Source organism: Micromonospora halotolerans (assembly GCF_032108445.1).
Lineage (GTDB): Bacteria > Actinomycetota > Actinomycetes > Mycobacteriales > Micromonosporaceae > Micromonospora > Micromonospora halotolerans.
The window spans coordinates 212,640-229,780 of the sequence record NZ_CP134876.1; the positions used below are offsets into that span (position 1 = coordinate 212,640).

Here is a 17,141-nt window from a genome sequence, read left to right on the forward strand (position 1 = left end):
CGGGTAGGAGGGGAGCCATGCCTGACGACAACCGCTGCGGCGTCCTCTTCGACGTGGACGGCACCCTGGTCGACACCACGTACCTGCACACGGTGAGCTGGTGGGAGGCGCTCCGCCAGGGCGACCACCGGGTGCCGATGGCGCGGATCCACCGGGCCATCGGGATGGGCTCGGACAAGCTCCTCGACCACCTGCTCGGCGCGGAACGGGACCGGGACGCGGACGGCAAGCTGCGCGACACGCACGACGCGCTGTACGCCGAGTACTGGGAGCGGCTGGTGCCGCTGCCCCGGGCGGTGGACCTGCTGCGCGCCTGCGCGGCCCGCGGGCTGCGGGTGGTGCTGGCCACGTCGGCGGCCGAGCACGAGGTGGCCGCCCTGCGGGCCGCCCTCGACGCCGACGACGTGATCGACACGGTGACCTCCTCGGCGGACGCGGAGGAGAGCAAGCCGGCTCCGGACATCCTGGCGGCCGCGCTGGCCCAGTCGGGGCTGGCCGCCGAGCGGGCGGTGTTCGTGGGCGACTCGGTCTGGGACGTCGCCGCCGCCGGCAAGCTGGACGTGCCCTGCATCGGGCTGACCTGTGGCGGCACCAGCCGCGGCGAGCTGGCGGGCTCGGGTGCGGTGGCCGTCTACGACGACCCGGCCGCCCTGCTGGACGGCCTCGCCGACAGCGCGATCGCCGCCCTCACCGACCCGGCCAGGTCGGTTCGCGCCCCGCGCCGGGCCGGCGACACGGTGACCGGTCCCACGGGCGAGAAGACGGACGCGGAGGCATAGCCGGTACCGCTTCGGGGCACTGGTGACCACCTGCCCGCACCGCCGGGCGGCGGAAGGGTGGTGCCGTGGAACCGGTCGATGTCGCGTTCGCCCTGCTGGGCGTCGGCGCCCTGCTGGCGGGGATCCTGCCCCGGGTGCTGGAACGCCGGCCGCTGTCGATGCCGATCGCGTTCCTCGGCCTCGGCATGCTGGTCTTCGTGCTGCCCACCGGGCTGCCGACCCCGGACCCGCTGCGCTGGCCGGAGCTGACCACCCACCTCACCGAGGTCGGCGTGATCGTCGCGCTCATGGGCGCCGGCCTCAAGATCGACCGGCCGTTGAGCTGGGCGCGCTGGTCGTCGACGTGGCGGCTGCTGGCCATCGCCATGCCGCTGTGCATCGCCGCGGTGGCGGTGTTGGGCTGGTGGTGGGCCGGCCTGGTGCCGGCCGCGGCGCTGCTGCTGGGCGCCGCGCTCGCCCCGACCGACCCGGTGCTCGCCTCCGACGTGCAGGTCGGCGAGCCGACCGACGTGGAGGACTCGGAGGACGAGGTGCGCTTCGCGCTCACCTCCGAGGCCGGGCTGAACGACGGCCTGGCCTTCCCCTTCGTCTACGCGGCCATCGCCATCGCCACCACCAGCCTCGCCCCGGCGGACTGGCTGGCCCACTGGCTCGCGGTCGACGTGCTCTACAAGCTCGCCGTCGGGGTGGGCGGCGGCCTGCTCGTCGGCTGGCTGCTCGGCAAGCTGTTCTTCCGGGCCCCGAGCAACCTGCGGCTGGCCCGGCACGCCGAGGGCTTCCTCGCCCTCGCCGCGACCTTCCTGGCGTACGGGCTGGTCGAGGTGGTCGGCGGGTACGGCTTCCTGGCCGTGTTCGTGGCGGCCCGGGCGATCCGCGCGGCCGAACGCACCCACGAGTTCCACTCCGTGCTGCACGACTTCGCCGAGCAGGTCGAGCGGCTGCTCACCGTGCTGTTGCTGCTGCTCTTCGGCGGCGCGGTGATCGGTGGGCTGCTCGCCCCGCTGACCTGGCCGGCGGCCCTGGTGGGGCTGGCCCTCGTGTTCGTGGTCCGGCCGCTGGCCGGCTGGCTGTCGCTGCGCGGCGCGCCGGGCCGTCCGGCCGAGCACTGGGTGATCTCGTTGTTCGGCATCCGCGGCGTCGGCTCGTTCTACTACCTGGCGTACGCCACCAGCAAGACGGAGTTTCCGCAGGCCGAGCTGATCTGGGCGACGGTCGGCCTGGTCGTGGTGATCTCGGTGGTGGTGCACGGGATCGCGGCCACCCCGGTCATGCAGCTGCTGGACCGGGCCGGCGAGCGGACCCGGGAGGCCTCAGAGCGGGGCCGGGCGGACGAACCCGCCCTGGACGGCGTCCGGGGCTGATCGGGGCGCCGGCACCAGCCGGGCGGCCGGCAGCTCCAGGTGCAGCCGCACCGTGGTCACCCCGTCGGCGACGTGCACGTCCACCAGGTCGCAGAGCCGGTGCACCAGCAGCAGCCCCCGGCCGCGCACGCCGGTCACCGGCGGCGGGATCCGGCCGGCCAGCGGGTCGGCCAGCTCGCCCGGGCCGCTCACCTCGCAGACGAGGTCGCCCGAGGCGGCCCAGCACCGGGCGATGGCCGGCCCGGCGCCGTGGGTCAGCGCGTTGGAGGCCAGCTCGGTGACGGCGATCCGCAGGTCGTCGACCCGTTCCGCGGCGAGCCCGGCGGCCTCGGCAACGGCGGCCACCGCCGCGCGCAGCGCCCCGAGGCCCTCCGGCCGGACCGGCTCCACGTGCGCGTCGTCGGGTGGCGAGGGCAGCGGACGGGCCAGCCGGCGCAGCACCGCCCGGGGCGGCCGGTAGCCGGCGCTGGGTCGGGCCACTCCCCCGCTGACCAGCCAGGGATGGGTCCGGGCGATGTCGACGAGCATCGCCGCCGGCAGCCGGGACCGGTCGAACAGGCAGCGCACGGTGAGCGGCCGCTCGGCGAGGCCCAGGTTGATCATCGCCTCGTGCTCGACGCAGTGCCGGTGGGTGGCCGGGCGCCGGCCGGGCCACAGCGACTCGGCCACGACGCGGACCCGGCGGCCGGGGAACCGGTCGGCGAAGTCGTTCAGCGTGGTGATGATGGCCGCCGGGTTGCGCCCCAGCACCGCCATGTCGGCCACGTCGACACCGTCGAGCGGGTCGAGCAGCGGCCGGACCAGGGGCAGCCGGTCGGTGGGCACGGCGACCAGCACCGGCTCGCCGGCGGCCCGTCCGGCCTCGACGAACCTGCCCACGGCGGCGCCGTAGTCCCGGTCGTCGGTGTAGAACAGGGCGTCGTGGCGCAGCCCGCCATCCGGGAACGGCGACCGGTCGACGCCGGTCCTGCCGTCCCGCGGCCGACCGCCGGCACCGCTCACTGCCCCTGCACCTCCCCGCCGAACGATACCCGTGGGTGACGGGCCGCCTGCGCGCAGTGGCACCGGTCAGCCACGGTCCGCGAGCAAGCGGGCGGCCAGGGCACGGCCCAGGTCCCGGCCGGAGCGCCAGGCGCCCTGTACCCGCGGCCGCCCGAAGGCGTCACCGGCGAGGCCGATCCCCTCGTCGTCCAGGTGGTAGGGGCCGTCCACGCGGGCGGCCGGTTTCGCGTACGTCCAGCGGTGCACGTGGGTCAGTTGGGCCGGCTCGGGCAGGCCGAACAGGTCGCGGACGGCCTGCTCGATGGCGGGGCCGGCGGAGGTGGGCTGGAGCAGGTGGCCGGAGGCGAACTCGGCCGTGGTGTGCGCGACCAGCACCGGGGCGCCGTCGCCGCGCCGGTCCCCGTCGTCACAGACCGAACTCAGCACCGGGTGCTCGTTGACGAACGCGCCCCGGAAGTCCGGCCAGCGGCGGGCCGGGAAGCGCAGCACCCCGGCCAGCGCGGAGGACCAGCGCTGGGCCGCCACCGCCCGGGTGGCCGCCGCCAGCGCGGGGTCGAGCAGCAGGGCGGCCTGCGGGCCCGGCATGGCCAGCACGACCGCCTCGGCGGCCCGCCCGTCCACGCGGGGACCCGGTTCGACGGTCATGACCAGCCGGTTGTGCGCCACCGGCAGGCCCTCGGCCAGGTGCTCCACGAGCGAGCGGAGCCCGCGCGGGGCGGCCCAGCGCACCGGACCGGCCACCTCCTCGCGCCCCCGCGGCCCGTACGCGACGAGCGTGTCGGTCCACTCCCGGGCCAGGCCGGCGGCCCGCCACCCCTCGACCACCGCGGCGAAGTCGGGGTCGTCGACGGTGAAGTAGGCGGCGCCCAGGTCGGCGGGGCGGCCCTCGAAGCGCTTGCTGGCCATCCGCCCGCCGGTCACCCGGGCGCGTTCCCGGACCTCCACCGGGATGCCGGCCCCCGCCAACTCGGCCGCGCAGGCCACCCCGGCGATGCCCGCGCCGACCACCACCACACCCGCCCGGTCCGCAGTCACGCGGATGATCGTAGGGGGGCGGCCGGCATGAAGACCGCGCGACGGGGGTAGTGGTACACCTGTTCGAGGAGAGGTGATCACCATGGCCGACCGCAGCAACGGCAGCAAGGACAACGTCAACCCGGACGCCGCCGTGAAGGACCCGGACGACTGGGTCACCGGCGACGAGCCGCCGACCGCGGCGCAGGAGTCGTACCTGCACACCCTGGCCCGGGAGGCGGGCGAGGAGGTGCCGGACGGGCTGACGAAGGCCGAGGCGTCCCGCCGGATCGACGAGCTCCAGGCGGAGACCGGCCGCGGCCGGTGATTCAGCGCGGGGGCAGGCGGTGCAGCTCGACCCCGTCGAGCCGTCCCGCCGCCACCCGCGCCGTCAGGTAGGTGGCGTGCGGCTGGGCCCGCCGGTCGGTGGGTGAGCCGGGGTTGAGCAGCCGCAGGCCGCCCGGGGCCACGCTGTCCCACGGGATGTGGGAGTGCCCGAACACCAGCAGGTCGCAGTCACCGAAGGCGGCGGCGGAGCGCTCCTCCCGGCGGGTCTTCGGCCCGGTCTCGTGCACCACGGCCACCCGCAGCCCGTCCAGCTCGACCCGGGCCACCTCCGGCAGCCGGGCGCGCAGGGCCGGCCCGTCGTTGTTGCCGTACACGCCGACCAGCCGGCGGGACCGGGCCTCCAGGGCGTCCAGCAGCGACACGTCCACCCAGTCGCCGGCGTGCAGCACCACGTCGGCGGCCTCGACCGCCGTCCAGAGCGCCGCGGGCAGGTCCCGCGCCCGCTTCGGCACGTGCGTGTCGGCCATGATGACCAGCTCCATCCCCCGATCCTGCCCTCCGGCGGTCCCGCTGTCGCGGTGGCGCCCGCACCGGACCCGGGCTCGGGCTCAGGCCCCCTGGTCCTCCATGAGGTCGGTCGGCGCGGCCGGCTGGCCGCCGTGCCGCCCGGCGGCCGCGGTGATCCGGCCCGCGGCGTTGATCAGGCCGATGTGGGAGAACGCCTGCGGGAAGTTGCCCAGCTGCTCACCGGTGGTGTCGTCGATCTGCTCGGCAAGGAGTCCGAGGTCGTTGACCTGTGCGGCGAGCTGCGCGAACAGCTGCCGCGCCCGGTCCAGCTCGCCGGCCTCGGCCAGGCAGGCCGCCAGCCAGAACGAGCAGATCAGGAAGCCCGCCGGGTCGTCGTTCCAGCGGCGTAGCAGGCCGTTGCGGGACAGCCGGCGCTCCAGCAGGTCGATCGTGGCGCGCATTCGCGTGTCCCCGGCGCGCAGGAAGCCGACCAGCGGCATGATCAGCACCGAGGCGTCCAGCTCGTCGGAATCGAAGGCGCCGGTGTACGCGCCGACCCGGTCGTTCCAGCCCCGGCGAAGCACCACGGCGCGCACCTCGTCGCGGGCGGCCGCCCAGCGCGCCACGTCGGCGGGTTCGCCGATGCGGGCGCCGAACCGGACGGCCCGGTCCAGCGCGGTCCAGCACTGCACCTTGGACGACAGGTAGTGCCGCTCGCCGTCGCGCGCCTCCCACATCCCGGCGTCGGGCCGGCGCCACTCCTCCACCGCCTGGTCGGCGAGGGCGTGCAGCAACTGCCGCACCTCGGCGGACATCGGGTCGAGGTAGTACCGCATCAGCCACGCCGCGTCGAGGACCTCGCCCAGCACGTCGGACTGCCGCTGCCGCCAGGCGTCGTTGCCGACCAGGACCGGCCGGCTGCCGGCGTATCCGGCGAGGTGGTCGAGGCGGTGCTCGGTGAGGTCCCGCTCGCCCTCGACGCCGTACATGATCGGCACCGGCTCGTCGCCGATCCGGCCCACGGCCCGGGCCACCCAGCTGAACTGCCGGTCCGCCTCGTCCGGGCAGGCGGCCAGCCAGAGCGCCTGGAGGGTGAGGCTGCAGTCGCGGAGCCAGACGAACCGGTAGTCGTAGTTGCGGTCACCGCCCAGCTCCTCCGGGATCGAGGTGGTGGCCGCCGCGACCACCGCCCCGCTGGGCGCGTAGGTCATCCCCTGCACCACCATGGCGCTGCGGCGGACCAGGTCGCGGTAGTCGCCCTGGTAGTCGTGCAGGGCGGCCCACGACCGCCAGCCGGCGACGGTGTCGGCCAGCACCCGGTCGGCGTCGGGCAGCGCCGGCGCGCCGCCCTGGTAGGTCGGGGCGGACCCGAGGGTGAAGTGGTGGGTGCTGCCGGGGCGGGCGGTGAACCGCCCGGACGCGGTGCCCTCGCCGCAGGTCAACGGCACGTTGGCGCGCAGCTCCAGCCGGCACGCGCCGCCGGTCGCCGCGATCACCCCGCCGGTGTCGATGAGGTAGCCGGTGACCCGGCCGTACTCGAAGCGCGGCGCGTAGTCGACCCGCATCGGCACCTCGCCGGTGAGCCCCTCCACCACCCGGGCGAGCACCCGCGGTGACCGCAGCCCGATCCGGTGCCCGCGCGCCCCGGGCTCCAGCGCCAGGGCGTCGGTGACGGCCGCCGTCCCGGTCTCGGTGGTGAAGACGGTACGCAGCACGAGCGTGTCGTCCAGGTAGGCCCGCGTGCTCGTGAACCCGCCCACGGGCCGGATGCTCCAGTGCCCGGCCGCGTCGTCGAGCAGCCGGCCGAACACCGACGGGGCGTCGAAGCGGGACGGGCACCACCAGTTGACCGCGCCGGCCCGGTCGACCAGGGCGGCGCTGTGCCCGTCGGCGAGGAAACCGTGCTCGCTGATCCGTCCGGTCCGCACGGGGTTGGCTACCCGGGCCGGCGGCCGCCATGCCCCGGCACCCGGTCCGGACGGCCGCGTTACCGCCCGACGGGGGCGGGAACGCGGCGGGTTGACGAAGGAGGATGCTCATGACCAGTTCCTCGAGTCCCACCGCGGCCTGGCGGCCCGGCCTGCCGGGCAGCGACAACCTCCCGTCCGGCCCGAGCGGCCGCCCGTCGCCGCCCAGCGGGGACGGACACGGGCCGCATGCCGGCCCGCCGACCGTCACGATCGGGTCGTACCCGGACTATCCGTCCGCGCAGCGGGTGGTGGACTATCTGGCCGACAACCGGTTCCCGGTGGAACGCACGGCGATCGTGGGGACGAACCTCACCCTGGTCGAGACCGTGATGGGCCGGTTGACCACGGGCCGCGCCGCCCTGGTCGGCGCGGGCACGGGCGCCTGGTTCGGCCTGTTCATCGGGTTGCTCTTCGGCATCTTCACCGCGGGGAACTGGCTCGCGGTGATCGTGGTGGGCCTGGTCATCGGCGCGATCTGGGGTGCCGTGTTCGGCGCGGTGGCCCACGCCATGACGGGGGGCCAGCGGGACTTCACCTCGGCCAGTTCGCTGCGGGCCAGCCAGTACGCGGTCACCGTGGACGCGGAGCTGGCCGACCAGGCCCGGCCGCTGCTCGGCCGGATGCACCTGACCCCGACCGGCGCCACCGCCCGCTGACCGGTCGGTCCCTGACGCCCCGGCGCACCGTCGCGCCGGGGCGTCACGCCGTCAGTGGTACGACCGCTCGCCGGCCCGGATCGGCACGTCGACCCGGTTCTCCGGTGGGGCCAGCGGGCAGGCCCACCGGTCGTCGTAGGCGCAGCTCGGGTTGTAGAGGTAGTTGGCGTCGAGCCGGACCCGGTTGCCGGGCAGCACGGTCAGGCCGCGCCCGAAGGTCCCCTTCACCGTGTCGGTGAGGTAGCGCCCACCGCCGTACGCCCCGGCGCCGCAGGTGGCGTCGCGCACCGGGAGGAACAGCCCGCCGCCGTACGCCTCGATCCACCACAGGGTGAGCGGCCCCCAGGGCGTCTCGGCGACCGCCACCCGCCGGTACCGCACCACCCCGTCGGGCCCGCCGGTGTCGATGCTCTCGGTGCCCGAGGCAGGGCGCAGGGGTGCCTCGACCACGGCCGACGGGTCGGGTGGGAACCAGCGCAGCCCGGTGAAGCCGGGCCGGTCGGCCGGGGGCAGAGGGCTGCTGGGGTGGCTGCGGAACAGCTCGTCCCGGGCGGCCCGGAAGCCGGCCAGGTCGAGGTCGGAGAGGTAGAGCCGCGCCACCCGTTCACGCCAGTCCTGCACGTCGAGATCATCCACCCTCCGACCCTAGCCCGGCACTGTGGTTCAGATTCAAAAATCACCGCCGTACGAGATCACTGTCGCGCGGGTCACCATGGCAGCAGCGGGCTTGTTTAAATTTTAAATAGTGCTACTGTCGTGGCCATGACGGAGAGCCTGGACCCCGAGCGGCTGGCCTGCTGGCGCGCCTACATCGAGGCGAGCCAGCGGCTGTTCACCCAGCTCGAGGACGACCTGCGCGCCGACAGCGAGCTGAGCTTCGCCGACTACCACGTGCTGGTGCTGCTCTCCGAGGCGCCCGGGCAGCGGCTGCGGATGGGCGAGCTGGCCGGCCGCCTGGTGTTCTCGCCCAGCCGGCTGACGTACCAGATCTCCTCCATGCAGAAGCGCGGCCTGGTGGCCCGGGAGTCGTGCCCGGACGACCGGCGCGGCAGCGAGGCGGTGCTCACCGCCGCCGGGCTGCTGACCCTGCGCGAGGCCGCGCCGCACCACCGGCGCTCCGCGCGCACCCACCTGATCGACGACCTCGACGACGCCGAGGTCGCCTGCCTCACCCGGGTCTTCGAGCGGCTCGGCCGGCGCCTCCGCGCCGACCGCGACGCGTCGTCCACCCCGGCCGACAAGTAAGGAGACCCGCGATGCCCGCGATCACCGTCGACGACGTCCTCGTCCTGCCCCGCCTGCCGGAGCTCGCCGAGTCCACCACCTACCGGCCGGTCCGCCGGCTGACCACCGCGCCCAGCGGCTACGAGGGCGAGGGCTTCCCGGTCCGCCGGGCCTTCGCCGGGGTCCCGATGACCGAGCTGGACCCGTTCATCCACCTCGACCAGATGGGCGAGGTCGACTACGCGCCGGGCGAGCCGAAGGGCACCCCGTGGCACCCGCACCGGGGCTTCGAGACGGTGACCTACATGATCGACGGGATCATGGACCACCAGGACTCGCAGGGCGGCGGCGGCACGATCACCGACGGCGACACCCAGTGGATGACGGCGGGTCGCGGCCTGCTGCACATCGAGGCGCCGCCGGAGCACCTGGTGATGAGCGGCGGCCTCTTCCACGGCCTCCAGCTCTGGGTCAACCTGCCCCGGGTGGCGAAGATGAACCCGCCGCGCTACCAGGACATCCGCGGCAAGGAGTCGGCGCTGCTGACCACGCCCGACGGCGGCGCGCTGATCCGGGTGATCGCCGGCGAGATCGCCGGGCACCAGGGCCCCGGCTCGACCCACACCCCGATCACCATCGCGCACGTGACGCTCCAGCCGGGGGCCGAACTGAACCTGCCCTGGCGGCCGGACTTCAACGCGCTCGTCTACGTGCTGGCCGGCCGGGGCACCGTGGGCACCGACCGGCGGCCGGTCCACCTGGGCCAGCTCGCCGTGCACGGGCCGGGCGACGCGCTGCGGGTCACCGCCGACGCGCGGCAGGACGCCAACACCCCGGCGCTGGAGCTCTACATCATGGGCGGCCAGCCGATCCGCGAGCCGGTGGCGCACTACGGCCCGTTCGTGATGAACACCCGCGCCGAGCTGGTCCAGGCGGTCGAGGACTACCAGGCCGGCCGGCTCGGAGTGATCCCGGCCGAGCGGCTGCCGCACAGCGGCGGCGAGGGCGACCGCCCCTGACCCGCTCCGTCCGACGGGCGTCCCGGTCCACCGGGGCGCCCGTCGCCGGTCTCAGGAGACGGCGAAGATCCCGGCCACCCCGAGGATCACCATCAACAGGACCGCCACCAGCGCACCCCGTTCACCCTCCACCGCCTGCTCGCGGTACTCGGTCACGGTGTTCGGCGTCTCGGCGGGCATGCTGTGGCCTCCTCGGTTTCGCGATCCAGGGGTCCGGCGCACCCCCACGCGAGCACCCGGCCGACCGGGGACGGTCGGCGTGCGGGGCCGTGCCGGGGGTCCTACCGTGAGGACGATGTCGACCTCGGGAGGCTGGAACGTGGCGATGCGGGACTGGTTCCTCTCCGCACAGGAACGCGCCAACCCACGGTCAGAGTTACCCGTCTGGACGAGCGGAAACCTCGTCGAGCCGTTGATTCACGGCAGCGCGTACTTCGACCGGCTGGTCAGTGAGGTGGAACACCTCCGGGCCGGTGACCACCTCTTCTTCACCGACTGGCGCGGCGACCCGGACGAGCGGATGCGGCCGGACGGGCCGACCGTCGTGCAGCTGTTCGCCCGGGCCGCCCAGCGCGGGGTGGTCGTCAAGGGGCTCATCTGGCGCTCCCACCTCGACGCGCTCTCCTACAGCGAGGAGGAGAACCGCGACCTCAGCGAGGCGATCTGCGCCGCCGGCGGGGAGGTGCTGCTCGACCAGCGGGTCCGCCGCGGCGGCTCACACCACCAGAAGCTGGTCGTGCTGCGCCGCCCCGGCGACCCGGAACGGGACATCGCCTTCGCCGGCGGGATCGACCTCTGCCACAGCCGGCGGGACGACGCGACGCACGGCGGCGACCCGCAGCCGGTCGCCATGTCCCCGCGGTACGGCCCGCACCCGCCCTGGCACGACGTCCAGGTCGCGCTCCGCGGCCCGGTCGTCGGCGCGCTGGACACCACCTTCCGGGAGCGGTGGACCGACCCGATGCCGCTGGACTCGGAGAACCCGATGGCCTACCTGCGGGACCGGCTGCGCGGCTCGGACCTGAGCCCGGACCCGCTGCCCGACCAGCCCGCCGACCCGCCGCCGTGCGGGCCGCACCACGTCCAGGTGCTGCGCACCTACCCGGCGGTACGCCCGCGCTACTCGTTCGCCCCGGACGGCGAGCGGACGGTGGCCCGGGGCTACACCAAGGCGGTCCACCGGGCCCGCCGGCTGATCTACCTGGAGGACCAGTACCTCTGGTCGACCGAGGTGGCCGACCTCTTCGCCCGGGCGCTGCGCGAGCAGCCGGAGCTGCATCTGGTGGCCGTGGTGCCCCGGCACCCGGACGTGGACGGCCGGTTGGCGCTGCCACCGAACATGGTCGGCCGCGCGCAGGCCCTCGAACTCTGCCACCGGGCCGCCCCGGACCGGGTGCACGTCTTCGACGTGGAGAACCACGAGGGCACCCCGGTCTACGTGCACGCGAAGGTCTGCGTGGTGGACGACGTCTGGGCCAGCGTGGGCAGCGACAACTTCAACCGCCGCTCCTGGACCCACGACAGCGAGCTGTCCTGCGCGGTGCTGGACGACACCCGGGACGAGCGGGCCCCGACCGACCCGGCGGGGCTGGGTGACGGGGCGCGGGTGTTCGCCCGGGACCTGCGCCTGCGGCTGTGGCGGGAGCACCTGGACCGGGACCCGGACGGCGGGGATGACCACGACCTGCTCGACCCGGCGGACGCGGTCGCGACGATCACCTCGGCGGCGGCGGAGCTGGAACGGTGGCACGACTCCGGGCGCACCGGGCCCCGCCCGCCGGGGCGGTTGCGGCCGCACCGGCCGGAGCGGCTGCCCTGGCGGACCCGGCTGTGGGCGCTGCCGGCGTACCGGCTGGTCTACGACCCGGACGGCAGGCCGCTGCGGGCCCGGCGCGCCGGCACCTGGTGAGCCGCCGCGACCGGGTCGCCGCCGGGCAGCGGCTCGTCCAGCGCGTTCGGCCGGGCCGGGTACGCGAACGACACCCGGGGCGAGTAGAAGCCCCAGCAGACCTGTAGCGGGTTGGCCGGCCGGAGCGCGTAGACCGGGTGCTCCGGGGCGAGGAACTCCACGGACTCGACCTCGAACGGCGACACCGGCTCGGCCACGTACGGGTAGTCCGCGACGATCAGCTCGCCGTCTCGGGCCGTGAGGTAGCGGTGGTGGCCGCTGTGCGCCTCGGTGCCGGTGTGCCCGACCCCGGCGGTCACCTGGATGAGCGGCCGCCCGTCGGCCCAGGTCTCGGCGGCGAGCCGCCCGCCCCGCACGTCGAGCAGGGTCTCTCCGGACGTGGCCGGGGCGCCCCGGGCGGAGGCGTACTGCCGGACCCGCGGGCTGGAGGCGAGGTAGTGCGTCCACCAGCCACCGGGCGTCCCGCCGTCGGGCGGGCCCATGTCCGCGAGTGAGACACCGAGGAAGGTGAGCGAGTACGCGCCGAACCCGGAGGTCTGGGTCTCGTCGTCCACCACGTACTGGCAGAGGAACACCTGGCGGTCGGGACGCGGGCGGAGACCGGCCGGGACGAGCGCCGCGACCGCGTCGGGGTCCGCCGGGAGCCAGCTGAACAGCAGGGTCCGGGCGTTGACGACGAGTTGCGGAGCGGCGGGATCCAGCACGGTGCCTCCGTAGACGTGTACACCCTGGACGCTACGGGCGGTCCCGTCTGCGGGACAACGACGGAAAGGCGACAGTGTGAGCCAACTGTCGGGTTTCACGTTGACCGGTCGGCCTCGGACATCGGCCGTCCGGTCAGTCGGGTCCGGCCGCCTCGTTCCACCGCACCGCCGGCCATCCGAGGGTTTCTGCCCCGGTTCAAGCCCTTCATGCCGGGACACGGCATAAGTACATCGTACTTTCGGCTAGATTTCCTCCGGCTGATCAGGCTAAGGTGACTTCCGAACGGCTTAACTGAAGCTAAACCGAAGCGTCACGTCTTTTTGTTTCGCGGACGAGGTGCAGGGAGGACCACCCATGACCGCGCACACGATCAGCGAGCCGGCGACGACAACACCGTCCACCTCCGAGAAGCTCGACCCGCGGGCGCTCACCGACAGCGCCGCGGACCTGCTCAACGCGATGGCGGCGCTCCCCGCCCACCACCCGTCGCGCGCCGCCCTGCGCGACCGGGCGATCGAGGCCTGGCTGCCTCTCGCCAACCACCTCGCCCACCGTTACAGCGGCCGGGGCGAGCCCACCGACGACTTGGCCCAGACCGCCGCGGTCGGCCTGATCAAGGCGATCGACAAGTTCGACCCGTCCCGCGGCGTCGACTTCGCCGGCTACGCCATCCCGACCATCATCGGCGAGCTGAAGCGCCACTTCCGCGACCGGACCTGGGACATCCGGGTGCCGCGCCGCCTCCAGGAACTGCGGCTGGCCATCTCCGACGCCAACAGCACGCTGCTCCAGACCCTGGGCCGCTCCCCGACGGTCGCCGACATCGCCACCCACCTCAACCTCACCGAGGAAGAGGTCCTGGAGGGCCTGAAGGGCGCCCGCGCCTACAACGCGGTGTCGCTGTCCACCCCGACCGGCGACGGCGACCGCGCCACCGAGCTGGGCGACATGCTCGGCGGCGAGGACGGCGAGTTCGAGCTGGCCGAGCTGCGAGTCGCCCTCGGGCCGGCGCTGGCCACGCTCGACGAGCGCGAGCAGAAGATCCTCACCCTGCGCTTCTACGGCAACCTGACCCAGTCGCAGATCGCCGAGCAGATCGGCGTCTCGCAGATGCACGTGTCCCGGCTGCTGGCCCGGGCGCTCACGAAGCTGCGCGGGCAGCTCGACGGAACGTACTAGGGGGTGGCGGCGGTGACCGGGTCGGCGGGCCCGGTCACCGTTGACGACCACTCGGGCCCGGCCGGCGGTGCGCCGGCCGGGCCGTTCCGTGTTCAGCGCAGCACCAGCAGGTCCAGCGCGTCGACCACCGGGGCGTGCGGGGTCCGCCGCGCCGCCGCGCGCAGCCGGCGCACCCCCCGCTCGTAGTCGGCGTCGTCGAGCAGCGCCAGCGGGGTGTGCGCGGCGCGCCGCAGCCCGTCGGCCGCCACCCGCAGCGAGCGGGCGCTGACCTGCGGCACCGGCTCCAACGCGACCGGGGCGAACCCGGCCGGCTCGAACGCCGCACACACCTCGGCCACCGAGGGATAGCCCTCCACCACCCGCAACGCCTCCGGGAACCAGCGGAACAGCGAGACGCCGCCGCCCCGGCCGGCGAAGACCGACCGGATCAGCACCGGCGCGCCGGGGCGCAGCACGCGGCGCAGCTCGGCGGCGACGACCGGCAGGTCGGGCAGGTGGTGCACCACCGTGGAGAGCCACGCGCCGTCCAGGCCGGCCGCCGCGAGCGGCAGTGCCTCCGCCCGTCCGGCCACCATCCCCGGGTACGCCGAGCGGGCCCGCATCGCCGCCGCCGGCTCGACCGCCACCACGTCCACCCCGTACCAGGCCCGGAAGGCGGCGGCCCACGTGCCGGTGCCCGCCCCCACGTCGAGCACCCGGTCGCCGGGCCCGACGGGCAGATGCCGGGACACCGCGGCGCGCCAGCTCGCCAGGCCGTCGGCCGGCAGGTGCCGGGTGGCCGCGAAGGCGGCCGCCGAGGCCTCGTCGTACGCCATCATCGCCATGACCGTCACTCCACGCGAGGAAGCGGTCACGGTCAATGTGAGATGTCGAACAGGGCCCCGCGCCGTCGGCCGGGCCGGGGGTGCGAGAGTGGGTCCGTGCTCTCCGACGTCTCCCTGGACCTGCCGGTCCGGCCGGTCCTGGCGGCGCTGGTCGAGGCGCTGGACGCGGCCGGCGCGGCGGTCCTGGTGGCGCCTCCCGGCACCGGCAAGACCACCCTGGCGCCGCTCGCGGTGGCCGACGAGGTTCCCGGCCGGGTGGTGATCGCCCAGCCCCGCCGGGTGGCCGCCCGGGCCGCCGCGCACCGGATGGCCGCCGTGCTCGGCGAGCGGGTCGGCGACCGGATCGGGTACGCGGTGCGCGGCGAGCGCCGGGTCGGTCCGCGGACCCGGGTCGAGGTGGTCACCACCGGCCTGCTGGTCCGCCGGCTGCACCACGACCCGGAGCTGCCCGGCGTCGACGCCGTGCTGCTCGACGAGTGCCACGAGCGGCAGCTCGACGCCGACCTGGCGCTGGCGTTCACAGTGGAGGCCCGTGGCACGCTCCGGCCCGACCTGCGGCTGCTGGCCATGTCGGCCACCCCGCGGGCGGACCGGTTCGCCGCGCTGCTCGGCGGGGCCGCTCCCGCGCCGGTGATCCGGGCCGAGGCCGCCCTGCACCCGGTGGAGCGGATCTGGACGCCACCGTCCCGCCCGGTCGCCGCCCCCGGCGCGGGCCGGGTCGACCCGGCGCTGCTGGACCACGTGGCGGCGACGGTGCGCCGCGCGCTGCGCGAGCGGGCCGGGGACGTGCTGGTCTTCCTGCCCGGTGCCGGCGAGATTGCCGCCGTCGCGGGCCGCCTGGCCGACCTGCGGGACGCGGTCGCCGTGCTGCCCCTGCACGGCCGGCTCCCCGGCGCCGCGCAGGACGCCGCGCTCGCGCCGCTGCCCGGTCGGCGCCGGGTGGTGCTGGCCACCGCCGTGGCGGAGAGCAGCCTGACCGTGCCCGGGGTCCGCGTCGTGGTGGACGCCGGGCTGAGCCGGGTGGCCCGCACCGACCTGGCCCGTGGGCTGGGCGCCCTGGTCACCGTGCCGGTGTCCCGGGCGGCCGCCACCCAGCGGGCCGGCCGGGCCGGGCGGGAGGCGCCGGGTGCGGTCTACCGGTGCTGGTCGGAGGCGACCCACGCCCGGCTGGCTCCGCAGCCCGAGCCGGAGATCGCCTCCGCCGACCTGACCGGGTTCGCGCTGGAGCTGGCCGCCTGGGGCACCCCGGACGGTGCCGGCCTGGCGCTGCCCGATCCCCCGCCGCCCGCCGCGCTGGCGGTCGCCCGGGACACGCTGACCACGCTCGGCGCGGTCGACGGGGACGGCCGGATCACCGCGCGCGGGCGGGCCATCGCGGCCGCCGGAGCCCATCCCCGGCTGGCCCGCGCGCTGCTCGACGGCGCGGAGCGGGTCGGCGCCGACCGGGCCGCCGAGGTGGTGGCACTGCTCGCCGAGGAGACACTCGGCGGCGCCGGGGACGACCTCACGGCGCTGTGGCGCCGGCTGCGCACCGGCGCCGACCCGGCGGCGACCGCCCGCTGGCGGACCGAGGTACGCCGCCTGCGCACCGCCCTGCCCGGCGGTCCGGGCTCCGGGCGCTCCGGGCGGGACCGCCGGCCCGGCGACCGGACCTCCGGGCGCGCCGCACCCGACCTGCCCGCCGACCGGGCTCCGGGGCGCTCCGGACAGGACCGCCTGCCCGATGACCTGGCCGCGGGGCTGCTGGTGGGGCTGGCGTACCCGGAGCGGTTGGCGCGGGTGCGGCGGGCCGGCGGGTCCGCGTACCTGATGGCCGGCGGGACCGCCGCGGAGCTGGCCGCCGGGTCGGGGCTGGCGGGCTCGGCGTGGCTGGCGATCGCGGTGGCCGACCGCTCCCCCGGCGCGCCGACCGCCCGGGTCCGGCTGGCCACCCCGGTCGACGAGGCGACCGCCCGGGAGGCCGGCGGGCCGCTGCTGCGGGCCGACCGCGAGGTCGGCTGGTCCGGCGGGGACGTGGTGGCGCGGGAGGTGGTCCGGCTCGGCGCGATCGAGCTGGTCGACCGGCCCCTCGCCGCGCCCGAGCCGGCGCGGCTCACCGAGGCGGTGCTCGCCGGGCTGCGCCAGGACGGCCTGACCCTGCTCACCTGGACGCCCGAGGCCACGGCCCTGCGCCGGCGGCTGGCCTTCTGCCGGCAGGCGCTCGGCGACGACTGGCCGGACGTCTCCGACGCCGCGCTGCTCGCCGCCGCACCGGCCTGGCTGGGCCCGGAGCTGTCCCGCGCCCGCCGCCGGGCCGACCTGGCCCGGATCGACGTGGCAGCGGCGCTGCGCCGGCTGCTGGACTGGCGGCAGGCGGCCCGGCTGGACGAGGTGGCACCCGAGCGGCTCCCGGTGCCGAGCGGTTCGCGGATCCGGCTGGACTACGCCGACCCGGCCGCCCCGGTGCTGGCGGTGAAGCTCCAGGAGACGTTCGGCTGGGCGGCCGCGCCCCGGATCGCCGACGGCCGGGTGCCGGTGCTGCTGCACCTGCTCTCCCCCGCCGGCCGGCCGGTGGCGGTCACCGCCGACCTGGCCTCGTTCTGGCGGACCGGCTACCCGCAGGTGCGGGCGGAGCTGCGCGGGCGCTATCCCCGCCACCCGTGGCCGGACGACCCGACCAGCGCCGAGCCCACCCGCCGCGCCAGCCCCCGCCGGCGCTGACCCC

Annotated in this window: 17 protein-coding genes; 9 read left to right on the top strand and 8 right to left on the bottom strand. The window is 75.8% G+C overall.

Annotated elements, in window-relative coordinates; translation table 11 throughout:
- The first annotated feature begins 17 nt into the window (after nucleotides 1-17).
- Together RMN56_RS01045 and RMN56_RS01050 are read left to right on the top strand one after the other, a co-directional pair.
- Entirely contained in the window at nucleotides 18-779 is a 762-nt protein-coding gene (locus RMN56_RS01045) for an HAD family hydrolase (RefSeq protein ID WP_313721918.1), read from the top strand.
- Nucleotides 780-844: 65 nt separating this feature from the next.
- Nucleotides 845-2,140 (top strand): cation:proton antiporter, encoded by a 1,296-nt coding sequence (locus RMN56_RS01050; RefSeq protein ID WP_313721919.1) that lies wholly within the window; start codon nucleotides 845-847, stop codon nucleotides 2,138-2,140.
- Here the strand turns inward: RMN56_RS01050 and RMN56_RS01055 are convergent.
- Complete coding sequence (locus RMN56_RS01055) at nucleotides 2,090-3,142, bottom strand: anti-sigma factor RsbA family regulatory protein (protein WP_313721920.1); 1,053 nt, start codon at nucleotides 3,140-3,142, stop codon at nucleotides 2,090-2,092. The two genes, RMN56_RS01050 and RMN56_RS01055, sit on opposite strands and share 51 nt — an antisense overlap.
- A gap of 66 nt (nucleotides 3,143-3,208) precedes the next feature.
- Nucleotides 3,209-4,156 carry an NAD(P)/FAD-dependent oxidoreductase gene (locus RMN56_RS01060; RefSeq protein ID WP_376787302.1) on the bottom strand — a complete coding sequence of 316 codons (948 nt, stop codon included), beginning with the start codon at nucleotides 4,154-4,156 and terminating at the stop codon, nucleotides 3,209-3,211.
- Between the two features lie 103 nt (nucleotides 4,157-4,259).
- Here RMN56_RS01060 and RMN56_RS01065 point away from each other — a divergent pair, with 103 nt between their 5' ends.
- The gene (locus tag RMN56_RS01065) at nucleotides 4,260-4,484 is read left to right on the top strand and encodes a DUF3072 domain-containing protein (RefSeq protein ID WP_313721922.1); all 225 of its coding nucleotides are present in this window, start codon (nucleotides 4,260-4,262) and stop codon (nucleotides 4,482-4,484) included.
- Between the two features lies 1 nt (nucleotide 4,485).
- Here the strand turns inward: RMN56_RS01065 and RMN56_RS01070 are convergent, their stop codons facing one another.
- Nucleotides 4,486-4,986, bottom strand: coding sequence for a metallophosphoesterase family protein (locus RMN56_RS01070; RefSeq protein ID WP_313721923.1), 501 nt, complete (start codon nucleotides 4,984-4,986; stop codon nucleotides 4,486-4,488).
- A 66-nt stretch (nucleotides 4,987-5,052) separates the two neighbouring features.
- On the bottom strand, nucleotides 5,053-6,879 hold the full coding sequence (locus tag RMN56_RS01075; protein WP_313721925.1) for a glycoside hydrolase family 15 protein: 1,827 nt from the start codon (nucleotides 6,877-6,879) through the stop codon (nucleotides 5,053-5,055).
- A gap of 110 nt (nucleotides 6,880-6,989) precedes the next feature.
- Between RMN56_RS01075 and RMN56_RS01080 the strand changes: the two genes are divergently transcribed.
- The gene (locus tag RMN56_RS01080; RefSeq protein WP_313721926.1) at nucleotides 6,990-7,577 is read left to right on the top strand and encodes a general stress protein; all 588 of its coding nucleotides are present in this window, start codon (nucleotides 6,990-6,992) and stop codon (nucleotides 7,575-7,577) included.
- A gap of 51 nt (nucleotides 7,578-7,628) precedes the next feature.
- Here the strand turns inward: RMN56_RS01080 and RMN56_RS01085 are convergent, their stop codons facing one another.
- A complete protein-coding gene (locus tag RMN56_RS01085; RefSeq protein ID WP_313721927.1) occupies nucleotides 7,629-8,213 on the bottom strand; it encodes a DUF1684 domain-containing protein in 585 nt (194 codons plus the stop codon).
- Nucleotides 8,214-8,339: 126 nt separating this feature from the next.
- Between RMN56_RS01085 and RMN56_RS01090 the strand changes: the two genes are divergently transcribed.
- Nucleotides 8,340-8,822 (top strand): MarR family winged helix-turn-helix transcriptional regulator, encoded by a 483-nt coding sequence (locus RMN56_RS01090; protein ID WP_313721928.1) that lies wholly within the window; start codon nucleotides 8,340-8,342, stop codon nucleotides 8,820-8,822.
- 11 nt (nucleotides 8,823-8,833) lie between these two features.
- Complete coding sequence (locus RMN56_RS01095) at nucleotides 8,834-9,820, top strand: pirin family protein (RefSeq protein ID WP_262283730.1); 987 nt, start codon at nucleotides 8,834-8,836, stop codon at nucleotides 9,818-9,820.
- Nucleotides 9,821-9,871: 51 nt separating this feature from the next.
- Here the strand turns inward: RMN56_RS01095 and RMN56_RS01100 are convergent, their stop codons facing one another.
- Nucleotides 9,872-10,000, bottom strand: coding sequence for a hypothetical protein (locus tag RMN56_RS01100; RefSeq protein WP_255474581.1), 129 nt, complete (start codon nucleotides 9,998-10,000; stop codon nucleotides 9,872-9,874).
- A 139-nt stretch (nucleotides 10,001-10,139) separates the two neighbouring features.
- On the opposite strand from RMN56_RS01100, the gene RMN56_RS01105 reads away from it, so the two are divergent.
- Entirely contained in the window at nucleotides 10,140-11,729 is a 1,590-nt protein-coding gene (locus RMN56_RS01105) for a phospholipase D family protein (RefSeq protein WP_313724621.1), read from the top strand.
- Here RMN56_RS01105 and RMN56_RS01110 read toward each other — a convergent pair.
- Entirely contained in the window at nucleotides 11,678-12,433 is a 756-nt protein-coding gene (locus tag RMN56_RS01110; protein WP_313721929.1) for a hypothetical protein, read from the bottom strand. The genes RMN56_RS01105 and RMN56_RS01110 overlap by 52 nt on opposite strands.
- A 355-nt stretch (nucleotides 12,434-12,788) precedes the next feature.
- Here RMN56_RS01110 and RMN56_RS01115 point away from each other — a divergent pair, with 355 nt between their 5' ends.
- Nucleotides 12,789-13,613 (top strand): RNA polymerase sigma factor SigF, encoded by an 825-nt coding sequence (locus RMN56_RS01115; RefSeq protein ID WP_313721930.1) that lies wholly within the window; start codon nucleotides 12,789-12,791, stop codon nucleotides 13,611-13,613.
- A 92-nt stretch (nucleotides 13,614-13,705) separates the two neighbouring features.
- Here the strand turns inward: RMN56_RS01115 and RMN56_RS01120 are convergent, their stop codons facing one another.
- The gene (locus tag RMN56_RS01120) at nucleotides 13,706-14,437 is read right to left on the bottom strand and encodes a class I SAM-dependent methyltransferase (RefSeq protein WP_313721931.1); all 732 of its coding nucleotides are present in this window, start codon (nucleotides 14,435-14,437) and stop codon (nucleotides 13,706-13,708) included.
- Between the two features lie 96 nt (nucleotides 14,438-14,533).
- On the opposite strand from RMN56_RS01120, the gene hrpB reads away from it, so the two are divergent.
- On the top strand, nucleotides 14,534-17,137 hold the full coding sequence (gene hrpB / locus RMN56_RS01125; protein WP_313721932.1) for an ATP-dependent helicase HrpB: 2,604 nt from the start codon (nucleotides 14,534-14,536) through the stop codon (nucleotides 17,135-17,137).
- The last annotated feature ends 4 nt before the right edge of the window (nucleotides 17,138-17,141 follow it).

Bases quoted from the DNA above. Each gene is read 5' to 3' on its own strand.
- RMN56_RS01045 (WP_313721918.1), top strand. From the start codon at position 18: ATGCCTGACGACAACCGCTGCGGCGTCCTCTTCGACGTGGACGGCACC.
- RMN56_RS01065 (WP_313721922.1), top strand. From the start codon at position 4,260: ATGGCCGACCGCAGCAACGGCAGCAAGGACAACGTCAACCCGGACGCC.
- RMN56_RS01070 (WP_313721923.1), bottom strand. From the start codon at position 4,986: ATGGAGCTGGTCATCATGGCCGACACGCACGTGCCGAAGCGGGCGCGG.
- RMN56_RS01080 (WP_313721926.1), top strand. From the start codon at position 6,990: ATGACCAGTTCCTCGAGTCCCACCGCGGCCTGGCGGCCCGGCCTGCCG.
- RMN56_RS01090 (WP_313721928.1), top strand. From the start codon at position 8,340: ATGACGGAGAGCCTGGACCCCGAGCGGCTGGCCTGCTGGCGCGCCTAC.
- RMN56_RS01095 (WP_262283730.1), top strand. From the start codon at position 8,834: ATGCCCGCGATCACCGTCGACGACGTCCTCGTCCTGCCCCGCCTGCCG.
- RMN56_RS01100 (WP_255474581.1), bottom strand. From the start codon at position 10,000: ATGCCCGCCGAGACGCCGAACACCGTGACCGAGTACCGCGAGCAGGCG.
- RMN56_RS01115 (WP_313721930.1), top strand. From the start codon at position 12,789: ATGACCGCGCACACGATCAGCGAGCCGGCGACGACAACACCGTCCACC.
- RMN56_RS01120 (WP_313721931.1), bottom strand. From the start codon at position 14,437: ATGGCGATGATGGCGTACGACGAGGCCTCGGCGGCCGCCTTCGCGGCC.